Origin of the sequence: Blautia sp. AF14-40 (assembly GCF_003479665.1) — a bacterium.
Taxonomy (GTDB): Bacteria; Bacillota; Clostridia; order Lachnospirales; family Lachnospiraceae; genus Fusicatenibacter; species Fusicatenibacter saccharivorans.
The window spans coordinates 29042-49018 of the sequence record NZ_QUHK01000001.1; the positions used below are offsets into that span (position 1 = coordinate 29042).

Sequence of the window (19977 nt, forward strand, 5' to 3'; positions counted from 1 at the left end):
CGATATGAAATACAAAATCGAGAAAAACACCGTGCAGGAGACGTTGATCCTCCCGCTGTATTCACGGAAGCTGTGTACGGAGTTGTATCCGAACCTTTACCGGGACGAAACGGCGGTGCGTCTGATCGACCAGATCGACTACGACTTTTCAGAGGCAGAGAAAAATTCCCGCAGCCTGATGCAGCGTTTCGGTGCGCTGGAGGTCGCCATGCGGCAGAATGACCTTGCCTTTGAAGTGCAGGCGTACCTGAAAAATCACCCCTGCGCGGCAGTGGTCAATCTGGGCTGCGGGCTGGATAACACCGGTAGAGCCTGCGACAATGGCAGATACAAGATCTACAATCTGGATTTCCCGGATGTGATTGCCCTGCGGCAGCAGCTGCTGCCCGCCGGGGAGCGGGAGCAAAACATCCCCTGCAACCTGAAAGACCCCGCATGGTTTGACAAGATCGATGCCTCCGGCGGGGCGGTGTTCTTTGCCTCCGGGGTGTTCTATTACTTCCTGACGGAGCAGGTTCGGGAACTGGTGCAGGGGATGGCGGACGCTTTCCCAGGCGGAGTGCTGGTCTTTGATGCTGCCAACCGTACGGCGGTGAAGATGATCGCAAAAACATGGCTCAGAACGGCAAAAATCAAGGATGTAGGGGCATATTTCGCGGTTTCGGATGCTCCCAAGGAGATTGGCGAGTGGGACAGCCGGTTACGGGTATCCAGCAGGGGCTATATGATGGGCTACAACGACCTGAAAGACCCTTCCGTCAGCGGCTTTTTCCGATTTCTCGCCAAGGTCGGGGACAACGGGATGAAAATGCAGATCGTGAAGATCGGATTTGGAGGCAAGCTATGAAAATTCTGGTATATGGTGCAGGCGTTCTGGGGTGCAATCTGGCAAGAAATCTGCTGCGCGCCGGAAAGGATGTCACTCTGCTTGCGCGGGAAAACTGGGCTGCGGAGATCAAGCAGAACGGCCTGCGGATCAAGGACAAATTTTCACTCCGCACCTCGGTCAGCCGCATTCCGGTGGTGACTGAACTTGCACCGGATGCAATGTACGATGTGATCTTTGTAGTCCTGCGCTATACACAGCTGGATTCCGTTCTGGACACGCTGCGGGTGAACCGGACGAAGAACATCGTTTTTGTGGGGAACAATGTGCAGGCGAGGGCGCAGGCGGCGGCACTGCCGGAAAAGAACGTCCTGTTTGCCTTTGCGCTTTCTGCCGGGCATCGGGAGGCTGACCGGGTGGTCTCCATCGACCTGAAAAAGATTACCATCGGGCAGCTGACGGGTGCAACCTCCAATAAACAGTTGATCGGGCGCATCTTCCATGGCACAAAATATAAGGTTGTTTACGAGCCGAACATGGAGGACTATCTGCTCTGCCATGCCGCGTTTGTGATGCCTGCGGCCTTCGCCTGCTATAAGACAGACGGCGACCTGAAAAAGCTCAGGGGAGATACCGCGTACCTGAACCGTGTGCTGGATGCCAACATCGAGGGATACCGCGCCATCCGAGATGCCGGGCACACCATTCTGCCCAAGGAGGATGCAGACTTTGAAGGGGAGAAATACCGCAAGACCTGCCTGCGCTTTTTCAAGCTGATGTGTGTCACCTCGCTGGGCAAGCTCTGCGCCTCCGACCACGCAATGAACGCCATCGATGAAATGAGTGCGCTGAACCGGGATCTCAAGAAATTTTTCGATGCGAACGGCGCAGCCTACCCAGTATGGCAGGCACTGGAAGCGGAAGCCGGGAGGTATCTGCAATGAAATACGCTGGAATGCCCTTTGGAATGTGGGCGTTGTTTGCCGGTTCCTTTCAAAAGCAGCTGATCGCGGTGCTGTGCTATGATGCAGACACTGCAAAAGCCATACAAAGATTTAAAACTGCGTGTGGGATGTCCGGCGATTTATCTTGCTCACTAACGTCCTTTTCATCAGAAAGGTCAAGTGCTGTACAGCGATGGCATCAATCCGCCGGATGGGATGTGTGGCGTTGCTTGGCAGGTGATTGCTCCCATGGTGCGTCAGTTATCCTTGGGGGAACTGGTTCAGCCGTCTGGCACTTGGCTCAATGATGATACGATTGGTGTGTTTGCATGTCCAGACGGCATCCGACCTGTTATTTTTCTCTTGGAGGCGGAGTAAGAAATGCAATGGGCAGACGGAAAGATTCGATGCCATTGGGTGAGCCCAACTAATACCACTTATCTGCGATACCATGACGAGGAATGGGGCAGACCGGTCCACGATGACCATATGCTGTTTGAAATGTTGATTTTGGAGAATTTTCAGGCAGGTCTCACCTGGGAATGTGTCTTAAATAAACGGGAAGCGTTTCGCCGTGCTTTTGATGGGTTTGATTTACGGAAAGTGGCATCTTATAGCGAAGAAAAATTGACGGCTCTGCAAGCTGACTCTGGAATCATCCGTAACCGGCTGAAAATACGAGCTGCAGTGGTCAACGCACAAGTGTTTCAAAAGATACAGCAAGAGTGGGGCAGTTTTGACCGATACTTATGGCATTGGACAGAGAAAAAAATCATCCAAGAAGTAGACAAGGTTAGCTCACCATTATCTGATGCCGTCTCAAAAGATTTGAAAAAGCGGGGCATGAAGTTTGTTGGGACCATAATCATCTATGCCTATTTGCAGGCGGTGGGAGTTATCAACTCTCATGAATCAGGTTGCTTCCTGAATCCTTTGCAGCAGTAGAGAATGCATAAAAAGCCGGGAAGTTGACTCAAATTGTCAATGCCTCCCGGCTATTATCATACAGATATTAATATAGTTAGAATCATGGTATATATTTCATTCCCCATTGGGAAATGGCGTAAAAGACCGGCAGCAGGTCACGACCTTTCTCAGTAAGGAAATATTCCACCCGCAAGGGCATCTCGTTGTATTGGATTCGCTGTATCAAATCATCGGCTTCCAACTCTTTGAGGGCATTTGTCAGCGCCGTATTTGTAATTGGCTTTAGCATCTTTTTCAGTTCCCCAAACCGCATAGGACACTTGATGCACAGTTCATAGAGAATTTGGAGTTTCCATTTGCCCTGCAGCATTTGAACCACCGGCGTGACCGGGCAGTTTCCCTCGCCGGTTAGAATGACACTGCCAACCTTTTCTTTGAATTCTTCATAAGTCATAATTGGATCGTTCCTCGTCTTTTGCAGTATATTTTTTGATACCAGGTATAAATAATTTGCGTACTTGAACAAAAATTGCTATCAGATATAATAAATATATCACTGGTTGGCCATACAGTCAACGACTGAAATCTCTTAGAAAGGTCTGAATTTTATGAAAGAACTGAACATTATGGAGGCTACTGTTCTGACCTCCCCCAATCCGCTGACACTGATCTGCTCTAAAAAGGAGGATGGTTCTACGAACCTGGCTCCCATTTGCTTTGTGTCTTACCTCTCCTTCAATCCGCCTATGGTGGGCTTCGCCACTGGCAAACAGTCCCACACCGGCAAGCGTGTGCGTGAGACCGGCAAAGTCGTCGTCACTGTTCCCGGCGAGAGTCTGGCTGGCGCAGTAATGGCCTGCGGAGCATCTACCGGAGCCGAGACCGACAAGGCGGCCGCCAACAACATCGAGATGATGGCTGTGGAGGGCAGCGACATCCAGATTCCGGCGGACACCCGGCTGGCGATGGTGGCTACCTTGCAGCAGTCGGTGGAGGTGGGCGACCATATCCTGCACATCTGTCAGGTGGACAAGTTCCTGGGCGATGAGGACAAGAAGGGCCTGTATGCCTGGAACGGCTTCGGGAAAGTTGCACCTGCGGCAGAAGGCTAAATCTTAAAACGGTAAGGAGGCATCAGCGGTGGCTGTTTGTATTAAATTGAGTGGATCGTCATTGGGACTGAGACCGGACATAGGAAGGGCAAAGCCGTATCGAAACCGGAATGGGTGTGGAACCTGACACATCAGGCCCATGCGCTTGGCATCCCTGTATTTATGAAAGAAGATCTGCTACCTATCATGGGAGAGGCACAGATGGTACAAGAATTTCCCACGGCTTTTTACCGGGTATTGGAGGAACAAAAGACATGGCAGAAGTAAAAGAGAGCGGCATTCTGATTCAGGATGTAGAAACCAAAAATATTATGACAAAATCCACCCTGCCGGTGGGAGGCTATTCCGTCAATCCTTATGTGGGCTGTACCCATGGCTGCAAATACTGCTACGCCTCGTTTATGAAGAGATTTACCGGGCACACCGAACCGTGGGGTACATTCCTGGATGTGAAACATTGGCCGGCAATCAAAAATCCGCAAAAATACAAAGGGCAGCGCGTAGTCATCGGTTCAGTGACCGATGGATATCTGCCCCAGGAGGCTCAGTTTCAGAACACCCGAAAGCTTCTTGAACAGCTCCGGGGCAGTGAGGCAGAAATTCTCATCTGTACCAAGTCAGACTTGGTAATCCGTGACATCGACCTCCTGAAAGAACTGGGAAAGGTCACGGTTTCCTGGTCGATCAATACGTTGGACGAGGATTTCAAAAACGATATGGACAATGCCGTCAGCATTAAGCGACGGCTGGATGCCATGAAGCAGGTTTATGACGCAGGTATCCGCACCGTATGCTTTATCGCTCCGGTTTTTCCCGGTATCACGGATTTTGAGGCTATCTTCCATCAGGTCAGAAATCAGTGCGACCTGGTGTGGCTGGAAAATCTAAACCTGCGAGGCGGATTCAAAAAAGACATCCTTGACTATATACGTAAAAAACATCCTGACTTGGTTCCGCTGTACAACGCTATCTACAACAAGAGAGACAGAAGCTACTTCCGTGGTTTGGAGGATCAAGCGGAACGGCTGGCGAAAGAAAACAGCTGTCCCTTCGTGGACAACGAGCTGCCCTACGGCCGGGCAGAGCCTGGGCACCCGGTCATTGTGGATTACTTTTACCATGAGGAAGTGCGTGGCTCGGAAAACACTGGGAGACGCAACTCCAAAAAATAATTTGTGAAATAAATGGGTTCTGACATGGAGCTGTGCTTCAATGTCAGAACCTTTTTTAGCACTGTTTACCCATTCAGAAGTTTTCTTATCCCTCTTGGAAGGACTTGTACTCCGTCCATTGTTTTTCGATTTTCCCCGCTCTACAATGTAGACAGAACGATTAAATGATAGGGGTTTATCAAGTTTTACATAAAATTATATTACCGGTAAGCATACGATGAGCAAATGTTTTTTATTGCCTTTCGAGTATAGATACGTTAAAATATACTTATTAAGCATGATGAATTTGGGAGGTATTTTTCGTGGAAATTAGAGTTCTTCGATATTTTCTGACTGTAGTAAGGGAAGAAAGTATCACAAAAGCCTCAGAAGTTTTACATATCACGCAGCCGACACTTTCACGTCAGCTTGCACAGATGGAGGAAGATATTGGTGTAAAGCTGTTTGATAGAGGGACACGGAAAATCAAATTGACAAATGAAGGAATACTTCTTCGCCGTCGTGCGGAAGAAATTTTGCAGCTTGTAGATAAGACAGAAAAAGAATTAGTGGAGCAAGAGGAACAGGTGGAAGGTAAAATTTCCATTGGGTGTGGAGAAATTGCTGCTGTACAACTTCTTCCTAAAATAATTGAGTCCTTTCGTCGGAAATATCCCCGTGTTACTTTTGACATTTTTACAGCCACAGCAGATTTGGTAAAGGAACAAATGGAGAAGGGACTACTGGATATTGGTTTGCTTCTTGAGCCGGTTGATATGGAAAAATATGAATTTATTCGCTTGAATATAAGGGAAAAATGGGTGGTTCTGATGAAATCGGATGATCCACTCTCCAAGAAAGAAACGGTAAGCGCAAAAGATTTGTCTGTACTGCCTTTGATTCTTCCTAGGCGTATGAATGTGCAGAGTGAGTTGGCAAGTTGGTTTGGTAACTACTATGAGAAACTGGATATTGTTTTTACCAGCAATTTAAGTACGAACAGCGCAATTATGGTGAATGGAGGCTTGGCATATTCATTGGTGATTGAAGGGGCTGTACCGTTCTGGAATCAATCAAAGGTTACATTCAGACCGCTTGATCCGCCACTTACAGCAACAAGTGTATTAGCATGGAAACGTGGTCAGCCGTTTAGCTTAGCAACCACAAAATTCATCAAACATATTCAATGCTTTTTAGGCATGGACAAACCATAAAAACTAAGTATTTGATATAATTCAATTAGAAAATTATAATATAGGTGTAGAGATAAAGCAAACAGCTTTAATTTCTGCACCTATATTTTTTATTGAGGAGGGAGTGCCATTTCATGAAACCGGATTATGATTCCCGTATAAACGCCGGATTAAGCAAAGAAGAAATCGCAAAAATTTCAGGATGCGAAGATCAAGAAATGCAGATAAGGATGTTGCGAAAATATCGGTACAAATTGCTTGATGAGGTACATGAAAAGCAGCAGTCACTTGATGCAATCGATTATATGATCTGTAAAACAAAAAAATAACAATAAGAGGAGGAAAAGGCGTGAATCAGCAAACAACTCTGTTTTCAAACGAGAAGTTGATGGCTATGATTATTCCCCTGTTTTTAGAGCAGCTGCTGATAATGCTTGTAGGGATGGCGGACACACTGGTGGTCAGCTACGCAGGAGAAGCGGCAGTATCCGGTGTTTCACTGGTAAATCAGTTCAATACTATTTTTATTTATCTGTTTACAGCATTGGCATCTGGAGGGGCGGTTGTGATCAGCCAGTATATTGGTAGAAAGAAAAATGATGACGCTGGAGAATCCGCCAGTCAGCTTCTTTCATTTTCTGCGATTTTTTCCATACTGATCGCAGTGATGGTTCTAATTGGAAATGAAGGGATGCTTCGTCTGATGTTCGGTAAAGTGGAAGATTCTGTGATGCACTCTTGTATTACATACCTTAGGATTTCTGCATATTCCTATCCGGCATTGGCGGTTTACAATGCTGGCGCTGCCCTTTTTCGCAGTATTGGAAAAACCAGTGTGACCATGTATTTGTCGGTAATTTCCAATATCATCAATGTTATTGGAAATTTCATTGGTGTATTTGTTTTGCGTGCAGGTGTTGCAGGTGTTGCATACCCTTCACTGATCGCTCGGACATTTTCAGCCGTGATGATTACAGTACTTTGTTTTCAGAGAAAAAATGAAGTGTTCTATCGCTGCAAGTGGATTTTCCGGTGGAATGTGGATTTCATGAAACAAATTCTAAAAATCGCTATTCCAAATGGGATGGAAAACGGTATATTCCAGTTAGTCAAAGTAGCATTAAGCGGTATCGTTGCACTTTTTGGAACATATCAGATTGCTGCAAATGGTGTTGCACAAAGTATCTGGTCATTGGCTGCGCTGGCGGGAGTCGCTATGGGTCCCGTATTTATAACGGTCATTGGACAGTGTATGGGAAATGGGAATGCAGATGCTGCGGAGCATTATTTTAAGAGATTGACAAGAATCACATTGCTGATTTCATCGGCATGGAATCTTTTGATTTTTCTTCTGACTCCATTCTTTATGAAATTTTATGCTTTGCAGCCGGAGACCAAACGGCTTGTAATCTGGCTGGTTTTAATCCATAACGTGTTTAATGCAGCAGCATATCCCTTTTCCGGTGCGCTTAGTAATGGGCTGCGGGCAGCGGGTGATGTGAAATTTACCATGTATGTTTCGGTTATCTCCACGATAGCGGTGCGTCTGCTTTTATCATGGCTCTTGGGAATTGTTTTGAAAATGGGCGTGATCGGGATTGCTATTGCAATGGTTTGTGACTGGAGCATTCGGGCGGTCATTTTCTTCTGGAGGCAGAAGTCCGGAAAATGGAAAACATTTCAGGTGATATAGATTCATTTATAATAAGTTCAATATCGGTATATTATGCCTTATGGTCTTAGCAAGTTTTGCCGTTTTGCTGTGAATGTGTGGGAGGTCAATCCTGCTGGAAAAGCTGATGAACAGGTTGCCAGAGAAGGGCTTTCCTGTATGGAAGTTTGGATGAAAGAACTGGGACTTACAATGAATCTCCATGAGTTGGGGGCAACAGAAGAAATGTTACATGGTATTGCAAATGGAACCATCATCATGGAAGGTGGATATAAGGTGTTGAATCATGATGAGGTATTGGAGATTTTGAAGAACAGTTTGTAAGCATTCAAGTAGGAGCTTTTATAACGATAATATAATAGAAAAAGGCAAGTGCTGTGAAAGAAATTTTTCTTTGATGTTGCTTGTCTTTTTTTAATTCATCACTTGACATTGTGGCAAAGAAATCCTGAAAGGGGACGAGTAGAAAAAAGAGCAGCTGCATGAGCAGGAAGAAGAAAATAGACAGAGCAGTTGATGATGTGGAATGTCCGGTGCAGTGTGGGTGTAATGCTCATGCTACACCGGACTTTTTTCGAAAATGATTTTTAATAATGTTGATTTTCAACTACTTTTAACTCAAATATTGCATCTTAACTTAAAAAGAGTTAAGATTGCAAGTAATGACATGGAATATCTCGATAAAGTTCCTGGAGTCAAGAATCAAAGTGTTTTTAAAGAAGCTTATGTTATGGGATATTTTATTTACTAATGTTGATTTTCAACTGCTGGACGAATGGGAGGGGTGCTTCATGCCGTTGCAAATGATCAGAAACGATATTACAAAAATGAACGTTGACGCAATCGTCAATGCTGCCAACACGTCCCTTTTGGGCGGCGGCGGTGTGGACGGCTGCATTCATCGTGCGGCCGGACCGGAACTGCTTGCAGAATGCAGTACGCTGCATGGCTGCGAAACCGGCAGTGCAAAAATTACAAAGGGATACCGCCTGCCCTGCAAATATGTGATCCATGCAGTCGGTCCGCGCTGGAGGGATGGCAGGCATCGGGAGCAGGAGCTTCTGGAATCCTGTTATCGGACATCTTTGAATCTGGCGAAAGAAAATGGCTGTCAGTCTGTAGCCTTTCCACTGATTTCTTCCGGTGTTTACGGCTATCCAAAAGACCAGGCTCTGAAGGTTGCAGTCGATACCATCAGCGAATTTCTGCTGGAAAACGAGATGATGGTCTATATCGTTATTTTTGACCGAAAGACATATCAGATTAGCGGAAAGCTGTTTGATGACATCGCAGTGTACATAGATGACAGGTATGTGGAAGAACATACCGACAGGAGGGCAGAACAGAGTCGGTGTTCCGAAGCATGGCAAGAGGAATCCTGCTTTGAAGCTGCATCTGTCCCGCTGCCGCCCGAAGCAATCTGTAAATCCTGCAGCAGTCAGTCTCTGGAAGAGGCGCTGGGGCAGATGGATGAGAGCTTTTCAGAAATGCTGCTTCGAAAGATTGAGGAAAGCGGTATGACGGATGCATAGTGCTACAAGAAAGCAAATATTGACAGAAAGCTCTTCTCAAAAATCCGTTCGGATAGATTCTATAAGCCATCCAAACCTACGGTGCTGGCATTTGCCCTCGCTTTGGAGCTACCGCTTGCCCAGATGCAGGAGATGCTCGGCAAGGCAGGATTCACATTGTCCCATTCAAGTAAATTTGACATCATTGTAGAATATTTTGTCGAACGGGGAAACTATAATGTGTATGAAATTAACGAGGCACTGTTTGCCTTTGACCAGAGTCTGATCGGAGCATAAGAACAAAGAAATGTCGCTTTCCATGCGACCACTCCACAAAAGAAAATCGCTATACTATGACTGTAAGGTACAAAACCGAGCAGCCATATGCGCGTGTAATGAGCCAAAGTTCGAGCTTGCTCGAAACCTTGGCGAATACCGCGACAGCGAGCCCGCAAGGGCGAGATCTTTTTGGAGGAGGACAAGCATATGAGAAAGAATTTAACAGGGATCGTTTTTATCTTAGACCGCAGCGGTTCCATGAACGGACTGGAACGGGACACCATCGGCGGATTCAATTCTATGATTGAGCAGCAGAAAAAAGCAGAGGGCGAAGCATTGATCTCAACGGTACTGTTTGACAATGTGAGTGAAGTCCTGCACGACCGTGTAGATGTAAAGAAAATCCGACCGATGACCGACCGGGATTATACAGTTCGCGGATGCACAGCGCTCTTAGATGCCATCGGCGGTGCGATTCATCACATTGGAAATGTTCATAAGTATGCAAGACCGGAGGATGTACCGGAACACACCATGTTCGTAATCACTACGGACGGAATGGAAAATGCCAGCCGCCGGTACAACAGCGAAAAAGTGAGGCAGATGATCGAGCGGCAGAAAGCGAAATACGGTTGGGAGTTTTTGTTCCTCGGTGCTAATATTGACGCGGTAGAGACCGCAAGCCAGTTCGGAATCGGTGCAGACCGTGCAGTCAACTATCAGTGCGACAGCGAAGGAACTGCGTTGAATTATGAGGTGGTCAGCGAAGCAATCAGCTCTGTCCGGTGCAGTGCCCCGTTGAACGCAGACTGGAAAAAACGTATAGATGAGGATTATAAAAAACGTGGAGGAAAATAGAAATATGCAGGCGTATACCTACGTTTCAAAAGGAAAATTCGAATTAAGAGAGAAGCCAAAACCGACCCTGATGCAGGAGCGGGATGCTATTGTCAAAGTGACACTCGCCAGCATTTGCTCCAGCGATCTGCATATCAAACATGGCAGCGTTCCGCGGGCAGTACCCGGGATCACGGTTGGCCATGAGATGGTGGGGATTGTGGAAGAGGTTGGAAAGGCAGTTACCAAGGTAAAACCGGGAGACCGGGTGACAGTAAACGTGGAGACCTTCTGCGGTGAATGCTTTTTCTGCAAGAAAGGGTATGTGAATAACTGTACAGATGAAAATGGCGGTTGGGCGCTGGGCTGCCGGATTGATGGCGGCCAGGCGGAATATGTGCGTGTGCCCTTTGCAGATCAGGGACTGAATAAGATTCCGGATGGCGTTACAGATCGACAGGCATTGCTGGTGGGCGATGTTCTGGCTACCGGTTACTGGGCAGCGCGTATTTCAGAGATCTCAGAGCAGGACACGGTGCTGATCATCGGAGCCGGCCCCACCGGTATCTGTACCCTGCTTTCGGTAATGCTGAAAAAACCAAGACGGATTATTGTGTGTGAAAAGGATAAAAATCGTCTGCAGTTTATCCGACAGCATTATCCGGAGATTTTGTTGGTTTCTCCGGAGAAGTGTGAAGCGTTTGTACGGGCAAACAGCGATCATGGGGGAGCTGACGTTGTGCTGGAGGTTGCGGGGGCGGAAGCTACTTTCCGTCTGGCCTGGGAATGCGCGAGACCAAATGGTCTGGTGACGGTGGTTGCTCTTTATGATCAGGCACAGATCCTGCCGCTTCCGGATATGTATGGAAAAAATCTTACCTTTAAAACCGGAGGGGTGGATGGCTGTGACTGTGAAGAAACATTACGGTTGATTGCAGAGAGAAAACTGAACACAGAGCCGCTTATCACCCACACCTATCCCTTAGAAAGGATAGAGGAAGCTTATGAACTCTTTGAAGGTAAGAGAGATGGTGTAATTAAGGTAGCAGTAGAATGCTAAAAGAAGATATAGATAATTCCAATCATTAATGTACTATATATGATCAATCAGCCGAAGCGAGGAATAAACTTACGGATGAGGAAAAACGGTTAATGCAGTGCTTTTGAGGGGCAAACTTTCGTGCATTCATAGCAGAGAATACACTCTGTTCCGTTTTTCCGCTTGCGGGTTTCCTTATTAACCTCCACGTTCATGGGGCAGACCTGCAGACACTTCCTGCAATGGACACACTTATCCTCATCACAGTGGACGCGCAGAAGAGAGAAATAGCTCATAGGTTTGAGAAAAACCGTAATGGGACACAGGTACTTGCAGAATGCCCGGTTATCTTGAAACAGGAAGGCGAACACAATACCGACAAGGTAATAAAGCGCATTTCCGGCCAGGAAAAGCCAGAACATGATTTGCTCCAGATGTGCCACCTGCATCAGAAACAGCCCAGACACCAACGCCAGAGACAGAAGAAACATCACATAGCGAAGGAAGCCCAGCTTTTCTTTTCGTGGCTTCTGCGGCTGATTGTAGGGCAGAAAGTCCAGCACCATAGCTGTCCAGCAGGCGTAACCGCACCAGCCACGCCCAAAAAGCAACGGTCCGAAAATTTTTGCAACCGCGTAGTGGATAGTTGCTGCTTCGAAAACGCCGAGAAACAGGTAGTACCAGAACCCTTCGATCTGCATATTTTCACGGGAAATCACGCCAAGGTACAGCAACATATAGCTGCCCACCGCCAACTGGACGAAATGCCGGGCATACCGTTTCCCGGCGGTAAACAGTGCCGTTCCAAGCCCAAGGCAGGCTCCGATGTAGCTGAAATTCAGCAGATAGAAAAAATTGTCCTTTGTGAGCCACAGCGTAACTGCCACTGCTTCAAACAGCAGAAACAGCAGCATAGATGGCACGTATTTGTGAAGTCTGTTTGGGATTTTCGTCATCTCTTTGATCCTCTGCTTTCTTATTTTTTCTCAATGCACGGACTGCCAGGCCGGTGCAAGAGCGTGTCTGGTATCTTAGCATAAGTATAGCAGAGAAATAAAAAAATAGTAATCAGATTCTTATAAAACATCTGCAAAAAAAGTGAAACGACTACAGGCGCAGACGGTTATGACCGCCTGCGCCTGTAATCGTTTGGAGTCATGCCAGACTGTTTTTAAAAGCTGTCTGGAAATGGCCTGGACTGGAAAAGTTTGATGTATTCCTATGCATAGGGTATAATGTCTTTAGAAAAAAAGATATGATTACGAAAACAAAATATTCCGCAAACATGATAGAGAAAGTAGGTATGCTATGAAAAGAAAAATTATGATTGCTGCAGTGGCAGCTGCTGTGATTTTTGCGGTGATTGCGATCCTTTCCGTTTTGGCGCAGACACCGGCATTAATCTGAGAAATCGAAATGATCTGCTGTGAAATTTCCGGCGGATCATGGAAGGATGGGAAAACTGGCGTTTCGCAAATGATTTTGGCTACTTTCATACAAAAAAATACTTTGAATATCAAGAAATCTATGCTACACTGATACTGCATGACAAAATAAAAGAAAGTGGGGATTGGAGTATGAGTGGTCTGTTTCGTGCTCTTCATCGGACAAAAGTGTTTCGAAATCTGACGGAGCAGGAGTTTGCATGGGTTTTATATGATGTGGGAAATTCGGCATTTATTATGCTTGCCTGTTCGCTGATTCCGATCTGGTTTAAGAGTCTGGCAATCGGTACAGGGCCGGGAAAAATCAGTTCGGATCAGGCGACGGCGTATTATTCGATTGCCATTTCAATTGTTACGGTGGTGGTGGCACTGATCGGTCCTGTCTGCGGTGTGCTGGCGGATCGTAAGGATAAGAAAAAGATCTTTTTTACCACAACGGCAGGTCTTGGCATCACAGGATGTGTGCTGAATGGCGTTGCGACGAGCTGGGTGCTGTTTCTGGTCATTTATATTGTGACAAGAGTCTGCTATAATGCATCGCTGACGATTTACGATTCCATGCTGAATGACGTGACGACGGAGGAACGTATGGATGAGGTATCCTCCTATGGCTATGCGTGGGGATACCTGGGATCCTGCATTCCGTTTCTTGTAGCACTGATTGCTTACGTGTTGGGGCCGGATATGGTCGGGGTGCTGCCGGATTTTGTCTCTAAGATGATTGGCTTTTGCGTGACGGCTCTCTGGTGGCTGGTGGTGACGCTGCCGTTGCTGAAGGAGTATCGGCAGAAGAATTACGTGGAAATGAGAACGGTTACCGTCGGTCAGACATTTGGAAAAATATTCAGAACCCTGAAAAAAATCGCAGTTTCGGACCGGAAAGTATTTTTCTTTCTGATTGGATTCTTTCTCTATATTGATGGGGTTGGAACTATCATTGACAACTGCATCAACATCGGAACCGATCTGAATCTGAATACGGTCGGACAGGTTGTTTTCCTGCTTGCCACGCAGGTTGTCGCTTTTGGAGGATCTCTGTTTTTTGCAAAATTGTCGCGGAAAAAAGACACGGTATCCCTGATTCTGATCTGTATCGCAGGCTATTTTGTCATCTGCCTCTATGCGCTGACACTGCGGACGCTGGTGCACTTTGCGATTCTGGCATTTGGAGTGGGATGCTTTCAGGGATCAATTCAGTCGTTGTCGCGGTCGTATTATTCCAAAATTATTCCGGCGGAGAATTCGGGAGAATATTTTGGCATCTACGATATTTTTGCCAAGGGCGCTTCCTTCCTTGGATCTGTAGTCATTGCAGTTGTAAAGCTGGCGGGAGGAACGATCAACGTAGCGGTTGCATGTCTGGCGGTTTTCTTTGCGCTTGGATTTGTTTTTCTGAAAATTGCAGACCATCAGCCGATGGCGGGTGAAAAATAAAAGATACACAGCATAAAAAATCTCAAAACCAGGAGAACAAGAGCAACTGGTTTTGAGATTTTTTGTTTTTGACTCCGGGGTTTCACAAAGAGAGGTTACGTGTTACGATAATCAGTGAGTCGGGCTGCCGGGAATGTGGCTGCCTGAAAAAAGCACAGACAGGCCAGATCCGGAAAGCCGGAAGAGTCGATCACAAGGATGCGTTTCTGGACACCGAGGAGCTGCACATTGGTACCAGACCCCATTACACTTCTATCTGCAGACCCCGATTGCACAGATTCATGATTACAGCATGGCGCAGTTTGAGCATTGGACGAAAGAAACATTCTCTGCCAATTTTCGCAAAATGCTGACGCTGGAACAATACCGCGATTCAAAACTTGCGCAGCTTCATCATGATTATCTGGCGGGCGGACCATTGAAATATATGGCGGTGATTTTTCGTAAGCTGGCGGATTCTGATGAAACGGCCATGCAGCTGGCGTTGGAGTTTTATCTGTGACAAGAACCCGGAAGCTTTTGAAAAATTTGAAGCCGCATTCCCCAAAAAGGAAAAGCTGAAACTGCTGGGGCAGCTGTTCTGATTCGAGCGATAAAGTTTGGCAGCAGAACGATGCTGAGGGGTAAGCAGGTGTGTGATAAAAGGAGAACAGGACAATGGGGGAATCCCGTGTCCTGTTTTTTTGCCCCTGAAAAGTGGAAATTTCCTATCCCCTCTGCATACAATACAGGTAGAGTATCTTTTCAAACCCGTTCAGAAAGGATGATCATTATGACGAAAGGCATTGTAAAAATAAAGAAAAACCGTGCATTTGTAGAGCAGCAGAACGGCGAGGTGGAAGTGGCTTCCGGGCAGTATGTGTATCTGAAAGTGGAAAATTGCTGGATTCCGGTGGTGGTGCGGTATTCGGCGCGGAGGAAGAAGTGGTATTTTAAGTATCTCGAGGAAATCCCGGTCTGCGGGCAGAAGGTGTTGCTGAAGGCGTAGCCGGTAAAGGGCGTTTCACGTATGTTTAACATGTGTTTAATCTTTCTGAGTCAGAAATTCATTATGCAGCTCCTGGATTCTGCGCTGTTCGGCAGCTTCCTGTTTTTCACGCTCCGATCAATACGAAGATCCCGCAAGCAGAGCGCAGATCAGCGTCAGACCGAAAACAAGAAGAAAAGAATAAAGATATGGATGACCGGGATGATTTTCATGATTCATAGGAAGCCTGGCTTTCTGAATGTAAAATTCGTAGATAAGGATTTTCTGTGTCTAAAATTCAGTATAGCAAACGGAATTTTTCGCGTCAATGGAAAGGATTGGTTTCTCGATTTCCAAATTCATCATTTACGCCGTCCCCAAAGTCTGCTAAGATAAAGAAAACTTGTTACCAAACGAGAAAACAGGAGTGATTTACATTGAAAAAGATCTTATTTATCGCAACCGGCGGCACAATCGCTTCGAAGAAGACGGAAAATGGTCTGACTCCGCAGATTACGCCGGAGGAGTTATTGTCTTATATTCCGGAGGTGGAAGGCCTCTGTGAGATTACGGCGGTGAATCCGTTTAATCTGGACAGCTCGAATGTGGTTCCGGAGAACTGGAGCACGCTGGTGAAAGTGGCGAAGGAGCATTACGAGGATTACGACGGTTTCGTCATCGCGCACGGAACTGATACGATGGCGTACACCGCGGCGGCGCTTTCCTATATGATTCAGAATTCGGAAAAGCCGATCGTCATCACCGGAGCACAGCGGCCGATCAATTTGGATATCACGGATGCAAAGACAAACCTGTCCGACAGCTTTTATTACGCCTGTGATGATGCATCCCAGGGTGTGCAGATTGTGTTCGACGGAAAAGTCATCGCGGGAACGCGCGCGAAGAAGGTGCGGACGAAGAGCTACAATGCCTTTTCCAGCATCGATTTCCCGTACCTTGCGGTAATACAGGACCGCCGGATTCTGCGGTATCTGCCGATGCTGCCGTATGAAAAGCCGGTTCGTTTTTATGAAAACTTAAGCGATAACGTTTTTCTCTTGAAACTGATCCCGGGAATCAGCCCGGTATTGCTTCCGGCGATTTTTGAGCACTACGATGCGATCATTGTGGAGAGCTTCGGTGTCGGCGGTATTCCGGCGAGCATCAAGGAGCCGTTTTACGAGCTCTGCCAGAAGTACCCGGAAAAACTCATCATCATGTGTACCCAGGTTTCTCACGAGGGAAGCGATATGACCGTCTATGAAGTCGGCCATGAGATGAAAACCCTGTGCAACATTCTCGAGTCATACGATATGACCCCGGAGGCAGTCGCAACTAAAACCATGTGGCTTCTCGGCAACCGTCCGGATGATCATGAGAGCCGGGAAAAAGCATTCTATAAACCGATCAACTACGATACGGTCTGGAAATAAGAAAAAGAAAGACGGCAAAAAGGCTGTCACGGTCCGCAGGAAAGAAATGTTTCTGCTGGCTGTGAACGCCTCTTTTTCTTTTTGAGGAAAAAGAAATTTTCTACAAAATTTTCAGACAGTATGGACGCAAAATTGATTTTTATTGGAAGAATTGTGCAAATTTCATAGAAAAATCAGAAACAGGTTGATATCTTTTGAATATTTTAGTAGAATTGAATTCATGATGCAGTGCGGAAAACGGCGGATTTTGGATGACGAATCCAACCGCTGGTTACAGTTACAACATATGTCGATATCGAGGAGACACCGACCGGCATCCGCTTAAAGAAGTATATGGAGGAATATTTCGATCCACGGATTTATATCGCAGGAGAGCTTGGCATCGGACTGAATTCGTGCTCGAACTGCCTCGGCAACTGCTACATTGAGGATGAATCCGCGTATGGAACTTTCCACGTAGGGCTTGGACGCAATATCGCGCTCGGCGGCGTGCAGAATGCGAAAGGCCACTTCGACCTGGTCTGCCGGGAACCCGATATTTTTACCGATAACCGTCAGATTATGGACCGGGGAAAGATTATTGCACCCGAGCCTGTGTTATATTAAAGGACAGAACCAGGAGACAAAAATTAAGAGACAAAAGGAGAAAAGACGATGAAAGTTTTATTAACAGGATTTGACCCATTTGGAGGAGAGAGTGTGAACCCGGCATTCGAGGCCATCAAACTTCTGCCGGATACCATCGCCGGAGCAGAGATCGTAAAAGTTGAGATCCCGACCGAGTTTACCAGAAGTATTTCCTGCGTGGAAGCAGCCATCAAAGAGCACAATCCGGACGTTGTCATCGATGTCGGACAGGCAGGCGGACGCGCATGCGTAACCGTAGAGAAAGTCGGCATCAACCTTGCAGACGCAAGAATCCCGGACAACGCCGGAGAGCAGCCGTCCGATGAACCGCTGCAGGCAGACGGCCCGACCGCATACTTTGCAACGATTCCGGTCAAAGCAATGGTTCAGAACGTCCGCGAACACGGCCTTCCGTGCCACGTATCCTTCACCGCAGGCACCTACGTATGCAACTGCGTCATGTACAATGTGCTTCACCTGTGCGCAACGAAATATCCGAACATCCGCGCAGGCTTCATCCACGTACCGTTCGCATGCGAGCAGGTAGTCGGAAAAGCAAGCACCATGGCAAGCATGCCGCTGGAAACGATTGCAAAATCTCTGGAATACTGCATCGAGGCAGTCGTAACCAACAAAGAAGAAGTAAAAGAGGCAATGGGAACGACCCACTAAAGAAGCATTTCAGGCCGTCTTACCGGAAAAAGGTGAGGCGGCCTATATTTTTTGCTTTTTTTCCTTTTGCAAACCATATCTTTTGTGTTACAATAGATTTTGTCAGAATTTTTATGCGAAAGGAACGAAAGAAAATGGAACAGGGTAAAATTTTTAAATTTCATAATGACCTTGATACAGACCAGATCATCGCGTCCCAGTATCTGCTTCTGCCGAATCTGGATGAGATGAAAGGCCATGCGTTTGAATCGTTAGATCCGGACTTTGCAAAAAAAGTAAAACCGGGAGATTTTGTTGTAGGAGGAGAAAACTTTGGCTGTGGTTCCTCAAGAGAGCAGGCGCCGGGTGTTTTAAAAGCATTGGGTGTGCAGGCAGTTATCGCAAAATCCTTCGCCAGAATCTTTTTCCGCAACGCCATCAATATCGGTCTGCCGGCGATTGTCTGTAAAGACCTGCCGGATGCCGTAGAAGACGGGGACACCATGGTCCTCCATATGTCCGAGGGAACCGCAGAGGTGAACGGCAAAACGTACACCTGCACCAAACTGCCGGAATATATGCAGAACATACTGAATCAGGGAGGCTTGATTGCTTCTTTGAACCGCGAGGAGGAGTAAGAACCATGGGAATGACAATTGCAGAGAAAATTATCGCCGCTGCAGCCGGCGTTCCGGAAGTAAAGCCGGGAGATATCCACACCGTAACACTGGATCGTCTGATGAGCAACGACGGAACCACCCATCTGACGGTTGATATGTACCGCAACAAATTAAACCACCCGCACATTGCGGATCCGAAAAAGCTCGTTTTCATCGTCGACCACAACGTTCCGTCCGACAGCCCGAAAACAGCAGCATCCCAGAAAAAGATGCGTGATTTTGCAAGAGAGAACAACATTGACTTCTGGGAAGGAAAAGGTGTATGCCATCAGGTGATGATTGAGAACTATGTCCGCCCGGGCGAGCTGATCTTCGGCGCTGACAGCCATACCTGCTCTTACGGAGCACTCGGCGCATTCGGCACCGGTGTCGGCTGTACCGATTTCCTGTACGGCATGGTAACGGGAACTTCCTGGGTACTCGTACCGGAAAGCGTAAAATTCAATCTTGTAGGAAAACTGCCGGAGGGCGTTTATGCGAGAGATCTGATCCTCACCATCATCGGCGAGGTCGGCGCAAACGGATGCAACTACCAGGTGATGGAGTTTACCGGTGAGGGTGCAAAGACTTTAAGCATCAGCGACCGTATGGCACTTTGCAACATGGCAGTTGAGGCCGGCGCCAAGACCGGTATCTTTGAGGCAGATGAGAAAGCCATCGAGTACCTGAAAGAGCACGGAAGAGAGCCAAAAGAAATCTTTCACAGCGATCCGGACGCAAAATACGTCAGAGAGTACACCTTTGACCTTTCCAAAGTCCGCCCGGTTGTTGCAAAACCGGATTTCGTAGACCGCGTTGTTCCGGCAGAAGAGACCTGCGGAACGCCGATCAATGAAGCATTCCTTGGATCCTGCAACAACGGAAGAATCGAAGATCTCCGCGTCGGCGCAGAGATCATCCGCGGAAGGAAAGTCGCAGAGGGCGTCCGTTTCCTCGTTGTTCCGGCAAGCCAGACGATCTACCGCCAGGCATTAAAAGAAGGCATCATCGACACCTTCATGGAGGCCGGAGCCATTGTGATGAACCCGAACTGCAGCGTCTGCTGGGGAAGCTGCCAGGGTGTCATCGGCGAGAACGAAGTGCTGATCAGCACCGGAACCCGTAACTTCAAGGGCCGTGCCGGTCATCCAAGTTCCAAAGTATACTTGGGCTCTGCCGCAACCGTAACCGCATCTGCAATTGCCGGAAAGATTGCGACCGCAGACCAGATCTGACCATTTTCTTTGAGAGATACATAATATTTTTGGGA

General features: G+C 47.2%; 23 protein-coding genes and 1 pseudogene. 22 read left to right on the plus strand and 2 right to left on the minus strand.

Annotated elements, in window-relative coordinates; genetic code table 11:
• Window positions 1–4: 4 nt before the first annotated feature.
• From DWW13_RS00180 to DWW13_RS00195, 4 genes and pseudogenes are all read left to right on the plus strand, one after another.
• On the plus strand, window positions 5–847 hold the full coding sequence (locus DWW13_RS00180) for a class I SAM-dependent methyltransferase (RefSeq protein WP_055267097.1): 843 nt from the start codon (window positions 5–7) through the stop codon (window positions 845–847).
• Window positions 844–1770 (plus strand): ketopantoate reductase family protein, encoded by a 927-nt coding sequence (locus DWW13_RS00185; RefSeq protein WP_118601189.1) that lies wholly within the window; start codon window positions 844–846, stop codon window positions 1768–1770. The genes DWW13_RS00180 and DWW13_RS00185 overlap by 4 nt, the downstream gene beginning before the upstream one ends.
• Before the next feature lie 174 nt (window positions 1771–1944).
• Window positions 1945–2148, plus strand: a pseudogene (locus DWW13_RS20085) (TIGR04076 family protein); the annotation flags it as partial.
• A 3-nt stretch (window positions 2149–2151) separates the two neighbouring features.
• A complete protein-coding gene (locus DWW13_RS00195; RefSeq protein WP_055218321.1) occupies window positions 2152–2715 on the plus strand; it encodes a DNA-3-methyladenine glycosylase I in 564 nt (187 codons plus the stop codon).
• Window positions 2716–2797: 82 nt separating this feature from the next.
• Here DWW13_RS00195 and DWW13_RS00200 read toward each other — a convergent pair whose 3' ends face one another.
• Complete coding sequence (locus DWW13_RS00200) at window positions 2798–3151, minus strand: winged helix-turn-helix transcriptional regulator (RefSeq protein ID WP_055218319.1); 354 nt, start codon at window positions 3149–3151, stop codon at window positions 2798–2800.
• 154 nt (window positions 3152–3305) lie between these two features.
• Between DWW13_RS00200 and DWW13_RS00205 the strand changes: the two genes are divergently transcribed.
• From DWW13_RS00205 to DWW13_RS00250, 10 genes are all read left to right on the plus strand, one after another.
• The gene (locus tag DWW13_RS00205) at window positions 3306–3809 is read left to right on the plus strand and encodes a flavin reductase family protein (protein ID WP_118601190.1); all 504 of its coding nucleotides are present in this window, start codon (window positions 3306–3308) and stop codon (window positions 3807–3809) included.
• 254 nt (window positions 3810–4063) lie between these two features.
• On the plus strand, window positions 4064–4981 hold the full coding sequence (locus tag DWW13_RS00215; protein ID WP_118718946.1) for a radical SAM mobile pair protein B: 918 nt from the start codon (window positions 4064–4066) through the stop codon (window positions 4979–4981).
• A 302-nt stretch (window positions 4982–5283) separates the two neighbouring features.
• Complete coding sequence (locus tag DWW13_RS00220) at window positions 5284–6174, plus strand: LysR family transcriptional regulator (RefSeq protein ID WP_022462480.1); 891 nt, start codon at window positions 5284–5286, stop codon at window positions 6172–6174.
• Between the two features lie 113 nt (window positions 6175–6287).
• A complete protein-coding gene (locus DWW13_RS00225) occupies window positions 6288–6482 on the plus strand; it encodes a DUF4224 domain-containing protein (protein ID WP_022462481.1) in 195 nt (64 codons plus the stop codon).
• A 20-nt stretch (window positions 6483–6502) separates the two neighbouring features.
• Window positions 6503–7846 (plus strand): MATE family efflux transporter, encoded by a 1344-nt coding sequence (locus tag DWW13_RS00230; RefSeq protein WP_118601192.1) that lies wholly within the window; start codon window positions 6503–6505, stop codon window positions 7844–7846.
• A gap of 138 nt (window positions 7847–7984) precedes the next feature.
• A complete protein-coding gene (locus DWW13_RS19795) occupies window positions 7985–8149 on the plus strand; it encodes an oxidoreductase Fe-dependent alcohol dehydrogenase family (protein WP_022462483.1) in 165 nt (54 codons plus the stop codon).
• Window positions 8150–8616: 467 nt separating this feature from the next.
• Window positions 8617–9357: an O-acetyl-ADP-ribose deacetylase gene (locus DWW13_RS00240; RefSeq protein ID WP_330425583.1), complete on the plus strand. Its 741-nt coding sequence runs from the start codon at window positions 8617–8619 to the stop codon at window positions 9355–9357.
• Between the two features lie 123 nt (window positions 9358–9480).
• Window positions 9481–9633: a hypothetical protein gene (locus DWW13_RS20090; RefSeq protein ID WP_330420938.1), complete on the plus strand. Its 153-nt coding sequence runs from the start codon at window positions 9481–9483 to the stop codon at window positions 9631–9633.
• Between the two features lie 189 nt (window positions 9634–9822).
• Window positions 9823–10473 carry a vWA domain-containing protein gene (locus DWW13_RS00245; RefSeq protein ID WP_118718948.1) on the plus strand — a complete coding sequence of 217 codons (651 nt, stop codon included), beginning with the start codon at window positions 9823–9825 and terminating at the stop codon, window positions 10471–10473.
• A 4-nt stretch (window positions 10474–10477) separates the two neighbouring features.
• Complete coding sequence (locus tag DWW13_RS00250; protein WP_118718950.1) at window positions 10478–11512, plus strand: alcohol dehydrogenase; 1035 nt, start codon at window positions 10478–10480, stop codon at window positions 11510–11512.
• Window positions 11513–11601: 89 nt separating this feature from the next.
• Here DWW13_RS00250 and DWW13_RS00255 read toward each other — a convergent pair whose 3' ends face one another.
• Window positions 11602–12438: a 4Fe-4S binding protein gene (locus tag DWW13_RS00255; RefSeq protein ID WP_055218396.1), complete on the minus strand. Its 837-nt coding sequence runs from the start codon at window positions 12436–12438 to the stop codon at window positions 11602–11604.
• Window positions 12439–13068: 630 nt separating this feature from the next.
• On the opposite strand from DWW13_RS00255, the gene DWW13_RS00260 reads away from it, so the two are divergent.
• From DWW13_RS00260 to DWW13_RS00305, 8 genes are all read left to right on the plus strand, one after another.
• A complete protein-coding gene (locus tag DWW13_RS00260) occupies window positions 13069–14370 on the plus strand; it encodes an MFS transporter (RefSeq protein WP_117760423.1) in 1302 nt (433 codons plus the stop codon).
• A gap of 133 nt (window positions 14371–14503) precedes the next feature.
• Window positions 14504–14872: a hypothetical protein gene (locus DWW13_RS19220; RefSeq protein WP_226906283.1), complete on the plus strand. Its 369-nt coding sequence runs from the start codon at window positions 14504–14506 to the stop codon at window positions 14870–14872.
• 270 nt (window positions 14873–15142) lie between these two features.
• Window positions 15143–15358 carry a hypothetical protein gene (locus tag DWW13_RS00275; protein ID WP_022462490.1) on the plus strand — a complete coding sequence of 72 codons (216 nt, stop codon included), beginning with the start codon at window positions 15143–15145 and terminating at the stop codon, window positions 15356–15358.
• Window positions 15359–15774: 416 nt separating this feature from the next.
• Window positions 15775–16770 carry an asparaginase gene (locus tag DWW13_RS00285; protein ID WP_117509129.1) on the plus strand — a complete coding sequence of 332 codons (996 nt, stop codon included), beginning with the start codon at window positions 15775–15777 and terminating at the stop codon, window positions 16768–16770.
• A 333-nt stretch (window positions 16771–17103) separates the two neighbouring features.
• A complete protein-coding gene (locus DWW13_RS00290) occupies window positions 17104–17376 on the plus strand; it encodes a hypothetical protein (protein ID WP_055228473.1) in 273 nt (90 codons plus the stop codon).
• A gap of 48 nt (window positions 17377–17424) precedes the next feature.
• Window positions 17425–18069, plus strand: a complete 645-nt coding sequence (gene pcp / locus DWW13_RS00295; protein ID WP_022462497.1) for a pyroglutamyl-peptidase I — start codon at window positions 17425–17427, stop codon at window positions 18067–18069.
• A 134-nt stretch (window positions 18070–18203) separates the two neighbouring features.
• Entirely contained in the window at window positions 18204–18686 is a 483-nt protein-coding gene (locus DWW13_RS00300; protein WP_055218301.1) for a LeuD/DmdB family oxidoreductase small subunit, read from the plus strand.
• A gap of 5 nt (window positions 18687–18691) precedes the next feature.
• Entirely contained in the window at window positions 18692–19942 is a 1251-nt protein-coding gene (locus tag DWW13_RS00305) for a 3-isopropylmalate dehydratase large subunit (protein WP_118718952.1), read from the plus strand.
• Window positions 19943–19977 lie beyond the last annotated feature (35 nt).